The sequence below is a fragment of the Anaerolineales bacterium genome (genome assembly GCA_022866145.1).
Taxonomy (GTDB): domain Bacteria; phylum Chloroflexota; class Anaerolineae; order Anaerolineales; family E44-bin32; genus PFL42.
Window position 1 is genome coordinate 1 of the sequence record JALHUE010000441.1, and the last position, 4,571, is coordinate 4,571.

Consider the following 4,571-nt stretch of genomic DNA (forward strand, 5'->3'; position numbering starts at 1 on the left):
ACAAACAGCGTGGCGCTGCCGAGGGTGTACAGCCAGTTGACCTTCGGGATCTGACGCAGGAAGATGGCATCCCAGACCGAGCGCCATCCCAGGCGCTCGTCAAGCCAGTTGCCGATTTGGCTAGCCATGATCCACCCCTCCCAGGATGTAGATCTGGCCATCCTCGACCTTGGTTGGATAGCGATCCAGGGGGCGTGGGGGCGGACCGGAGACGACCGCACCCTGCTTGTCGAAGACGCCATTGTGACACGGGCAGAAGAATTCCTGCCGGCCATCGATCCAGCGCACGCGGCAGCCCAGATGGGTGCAGATGTTGGACATGGCGGTGTAGTCCCGACCATTCTCCGTCAGGGCGTAGACCGACAGCTCCTCGGTGGCGGTGATCCAGCCCGTCTGGCGCTCGACGGTGACCCGGAACAGTGTGGGGGTACCGGGTTCCACCTTGCTGGTGGGTCCAAGCGGAATCCAGGCCTCGGTCTGATCGCGCTTCAACGCCGGGCCGATCAAGTACGCTACGGCGGGGAAGCCGAATCCAGCCGCAATCACGGCTCCGATCGCCGCGGTGGCGGTCTTGAGGAACTGCCGCCTGGAATCGCCCGACGCCTGCTTGTCACCCATGGACTGCCTCCACCGGTCGCTGCGCCGCCCGGCTGCATGGCTGGCCGGATGGCGGCCTATGCGGCAAGGGTGCGCGGATAGCCAACGCAACCTTCACATCCGCGTGCTACTTTCCGATATGTTTAGGAATCGTGGGGCGCCCTCACCGCCGCGCCCCCGCGCGTCTATTCCGCCGGCACCCCGGCGTCGATCCAACCCTTGACCAGCGCCAACTCCTCAGGGGAAAGCTGGCCGAAGTGGTTCTGCGGACCGCTCTGGACCGCGACCAGCTTGCTGCCGGCCGAGTCGTCGGCGAGGATCACCGGCCCCTCGGCCGACCCCTTCAAGGCGCCGGCATAGCTGCTCAGGTCGAGCCCGGCGATCGGGCTCGCACCCCCGTGGCAGGCCACGCAGCGTTGTTGGAAGATCGGCCCAACCACGCTATCGAAGGTCACCACCGCCGCGGCGGGCAGCGGCGTTGGCGTGGGCGCCGGAGGCAGCTTGGAAAGCACGATCTCGCGCAGGCCGGGGGCGTCAAACCCGGCGTATTCCCAGACGTTGCCGTGGCAGGCCGAGTTCGAGCAGAACGAGGTGTTGCTCACGCCCCCCGGATCGTCGGTGGTGTGGCAGTTGGCGCAGGACGGATCGAACACATCGCGATGCAGCTGGATCCAACTCGGGTCCAGGTGCGACGAGGGCTCAAGCCCGCGGCTGACTTCGATATTGGCCAGGAAGTCGGGCGGCCCGGAGACGACCGGGATCGAGTGGCACAGGTTGCACTCCAGCCGGATGGGTTCCTGCTCGGCGTTCAAATGCGTGCCGTCGTGGCAGCGGAAGCAGCCCGGCGAATCCTTGTGGCCGATATTGTTCGGGTGCGTGGCGTAGTTCACCAGCTGTTCGGGGAAGTTGCTCTTGGCGTAGGCGTCCTGCAAGGCGACGATGGCGTCGTCGACCAGGCCGGGGTATTGGGCGACAAACTCGGCATCGGCCTGCTTGTAGAGGTCTTTGAGACCGGCGATCGCCTCCTGCCCCTCCTCAACCGTGGCGTATTCCGCGCCGTAGACCTCGACGGCCCGGGCACGAATGTCGGGGATGGCGGACGAGATCAGGCCCCGGCTCATCAACTGATCGACGGTGTCTTCCGGCGTCAGGATCAGATGGGTGATGCGGTTGTGGCAGGTGATGCAGTCCATCTGCTTCAGGTCGTCGGGGTTGACGGTGCTGGGATCCACACCGGACGTGATGTCGACGTACTCCGTGGTCGTGCCGTCATCATTGACAACCTTGACGTAGGGGATCTCCTGATCGAGTTCATCCGTGGGCAGGTAGTACACCGGGTTCTCAACGTGCCAGTGGATCCCCCGCCCCAAGCCCTGGCGTTTGGTGCCGCCGCCCGTCTTCAGCACCAAGTACGTGCTGGTGGCCGTGTTCCCGGCGTCGGTGCCAAACCGGCGCACCTCGCGCAAGCTGTCGTCCGAGAACTTGTCCGGCGAGTGGCACTTCTCGCAGGTGTCGCGGGCCGGACGCAACTTGCGCGCCCGGATGGGATACGCATAGTTGTGGAACGCGGTGTCGAACACGTGCTCAAGATCACCAGCCTTGCGCGAGACCTTGGTGGCGAAGAATCCCCGCCCGATGTGGCATTCGACGCAGGCAACCTGGGAGTGCGGCGACTGAAGGTAGGCGGTGTATTCCGGAGGCATGGTGTGGCAGCTGGTGCCGCAGAACGAAGGGCTATTGGTGTAGTCCCAGGCGTACACGCCGCCCACCAGCACCACCAGCGTCAGCCCGCCAAGTACTGCGTACGGCAATACCCGCTGCCAGCGGGGGGTTCCCGCCGGAGGGAAGAAGAACCTACGCAAGGCGCGACCGAGCGACGACATCCGTGTCTCCTGAGAAAACGAGCGCCCTGCTATTGCTCAGGCGCGCCGGACTGGATCCAAGCAATGATAACGGCCAAGTCCTCGGTGGTCAACTGCCCAGCGTGGCTGCCGGCGGACTGGATCTGGACCAGCACGCTGGCATTCGGATCGCCGGGCACGATGGCCGGCCCTCGAGTGCCTCCCTGGAGGGCAGAGGCGTAGCTCGAGAGGGACAGTCCGCTCAGAGCGGTGGCGCCGTGGCAAGCGCCGCAACGTTGACCGAGGAGGTCGCCCAGTCCCCCGGCCCAGGTGGCGGCCGCGATGGGTGCTGGGGTGGGCGAGGGCGGAGGCGGCACGCTGGGCGTGGGGGTTTGGGGGACGAAAATCGGCGCGGTTTCCGCCGGCGGGGCTACGGCGACAGCGGAGGTCTCAAAGGTGACGAACTGGAACAGGCCGAACCCGGCCGCGGCGGCAAAGACTACAGCCACCGGGAAGAAGACCTGCTGACGGCGCCGGAGCACGGCGGCCGGCGGGCGGGTCGCGGCGGCCCCCCGTTCGATCCGCTCGAGCTCGGCAGGATGCTCTTCGTGCATCTCCTGGCGCGTGAGCCGACCGGTGAAGATGCTCTTGTTGAAATGGCGCAGGTGAACGTGATAGAAGTGCCACAAGAAGATGGACAGGACGGCCAGGATAGCCTCGCCGCCGTGCGCCACCTTGGCGGCGGGAATCGCCTGACCGTTGAACCAACGCACCGAGGCCAGCGGATTCCACATCATGAAGCCGGTCAGCCCCATGATCAGCGTGCCCCAGACGACCGCCAGGTACTCGACCTTCTCGGGATAGCTGAATCGGCCGTAGGAGGCCTTACGATCCCGGCGGCCCAGGTAGAACATCACATCCTGAACCAAGTGCTTGAAATCCTCCACCAGGGGCAGCATCGTGAGAGGCGTGCGGAGGACGAAGATGCGGTAGGCCGCGTCGAGGAGATGGTAGGCCGCCACCGCGCCCAGGACTACGGCCGCGGAGCGGTGCACGATCCGAGTGGTCTCGATGCCCCCCAGCCGGTGCACGATCGCCTGGCTGACCGCGGCGGTGGCGAACTTCTGGACCAGGCCGGTGACCGCCAGGATGGTGAAGGAGACCAGCAGCAGCACATGCTGCAGGCGCTGGATGAGATCGAACCGCTCGATTTCGGCCAGGGCGCGCGGGTGGGCCGGCTCGGAAGCAGGGCGAGGATCAGCCATCGGGCGCGTCCTCGCTCCCATCCGAGGGGGCAGAGGCCTCGGCAGGCTCCACGTGCGCTGGGGGCGCGCCGGGCACAGGGATGCCGGGCGACTCGGCTGACACCTGCGCCGCCGGCGGCGCGGCGTTCTTGCGCCGGCGCGAGCGCACCTGCCAGGACAGGTCAAGGCCTACGAGAAGCGCCATGCCGCCCAGCGTGGCGGGTATGAGGATCTTGTAGAACAGGTCCACTGAGTACACCAGCGGAAAGTGATCGGGCGAGGGAATGTAGTGTGAGAGCCAGGCGTCGGGAAAGTCGGCCGTGGCATCGGGGTGGCAGCGCTGGCAGCGGGCGAGCAGGTTTTCCCGCAAAGCCAGTCCCTTGCGCGGATCATCGACGTGCTGGATGTCGTGCACGCCGTGGCAGTCGTAGCACACCGGCTTGTTGGTGGCCGCATCCGGAGAGAGCTTCTCGAACAGCGTAACCGTCGTCCCGTGGAAGTCCGCCACGTAGGTGCTGAGCACCTGTGTCGACAGGCCGTAGCTCTCCATCCGTTCCGGGTCGGTGTGGCACCGGGCGCACAGCTCGGGCGACTTGAGCCTGAAGGCGGCCGTCGTGGGATCGCCGATGTCGTGCACGCCGTGGCAGTCGATGCAGGTGGGGACGTCCATGTTCCCCTCGCCGATCAACGCCGAGCCGTGCGCACTGGCTAGATACTTGTCATAGATAGCGCTGTGGCATTTGGCGCAGGTTTGGGGGATCCACGCCCGAGCGTCGCTGGCAAGCTCGTGTGTCTGCGGATCCGTGAGGCGCCGCGTGTCGTGCGCCCCGTGGCAGTCGGTGCACAGGGCGGCCTCCGGCACGCCGGCGGCACGAGCCCGTTCATGCAC

General features: G+C 66.3%; 4 protein-coding genes. All 4 read right to left on the minus strand.

What is annotated here, in order from left to right:
• Positions 1-120: 120 nt before the first annotated feature.
• Entirely contained in the window at positions 121-618 is a 498-nt protein-coding gene (locus MUO23_13145) for a ubiquinol-cytochrome c reductase iron-sulfur subunit (protein ID MCJ7513896.1), read from the minus strand.
• A gap of 164 nt (positions 619-782) precedes the next feature.
• Complete coding sequence (locus MUO23_13150; GenBank protein ID MCJ7513897.1) at positions 783-2,480, minus strand: NapC/NirT family cytochrome c; 1,698 nt, start codon at positions 2,478-2,480, stop codon at positions 783-785.
• A gap of 29 nt (positions 2,481-2,509) precedes the next feature.
• Positions 2,510-3,703: a cytochrome b/b6 domain-containing protein gene (locus MUO23_13155; protein ID MCJ7513898.1), complete on the minus strand. Its 1,194-nt coding sequence runs from the start codon at positions 3,701-3,703 to the stop codon at positions 2,510-2,512.
• Positions 3,696-4,571: cytochrome c3 family protein (locus MUO23_13160; GenBank protein ID MCJ7513899.1), on the minus strand; the 876-nt coding region annotated here is incomplete at its 5' end. The genes MUO23_13155 and MUO23_13160, both read right to left, overlap by 8 nt.

Excerpts from the sequence above, each read along its gene's own strand:
- MUO23_13155 (MCJ7513898.1), bottom strand. The coding sequence starts at position 3,703 with ATGGCTGATCCTCGCCCTGCTTCCGAGCCGGCCCACCCGCGCGCCCTG.
- MUO23_13150 (MCJ7513897.1), bottom strand. The coding sequence starts at position 2,480 with ATGTCGTCGCTCGGTCGCGCCTTGCGTAGGTTCTTCTTCCCTCCGGCG.
- MUO23_13145 (MCJ7513896.1), bottom strand. The coding sequence starts at position 618 with ATGGGTGACAAGCAGGCGTCGGGCGATTCCAGGCGGCAGTTCCTCAAG.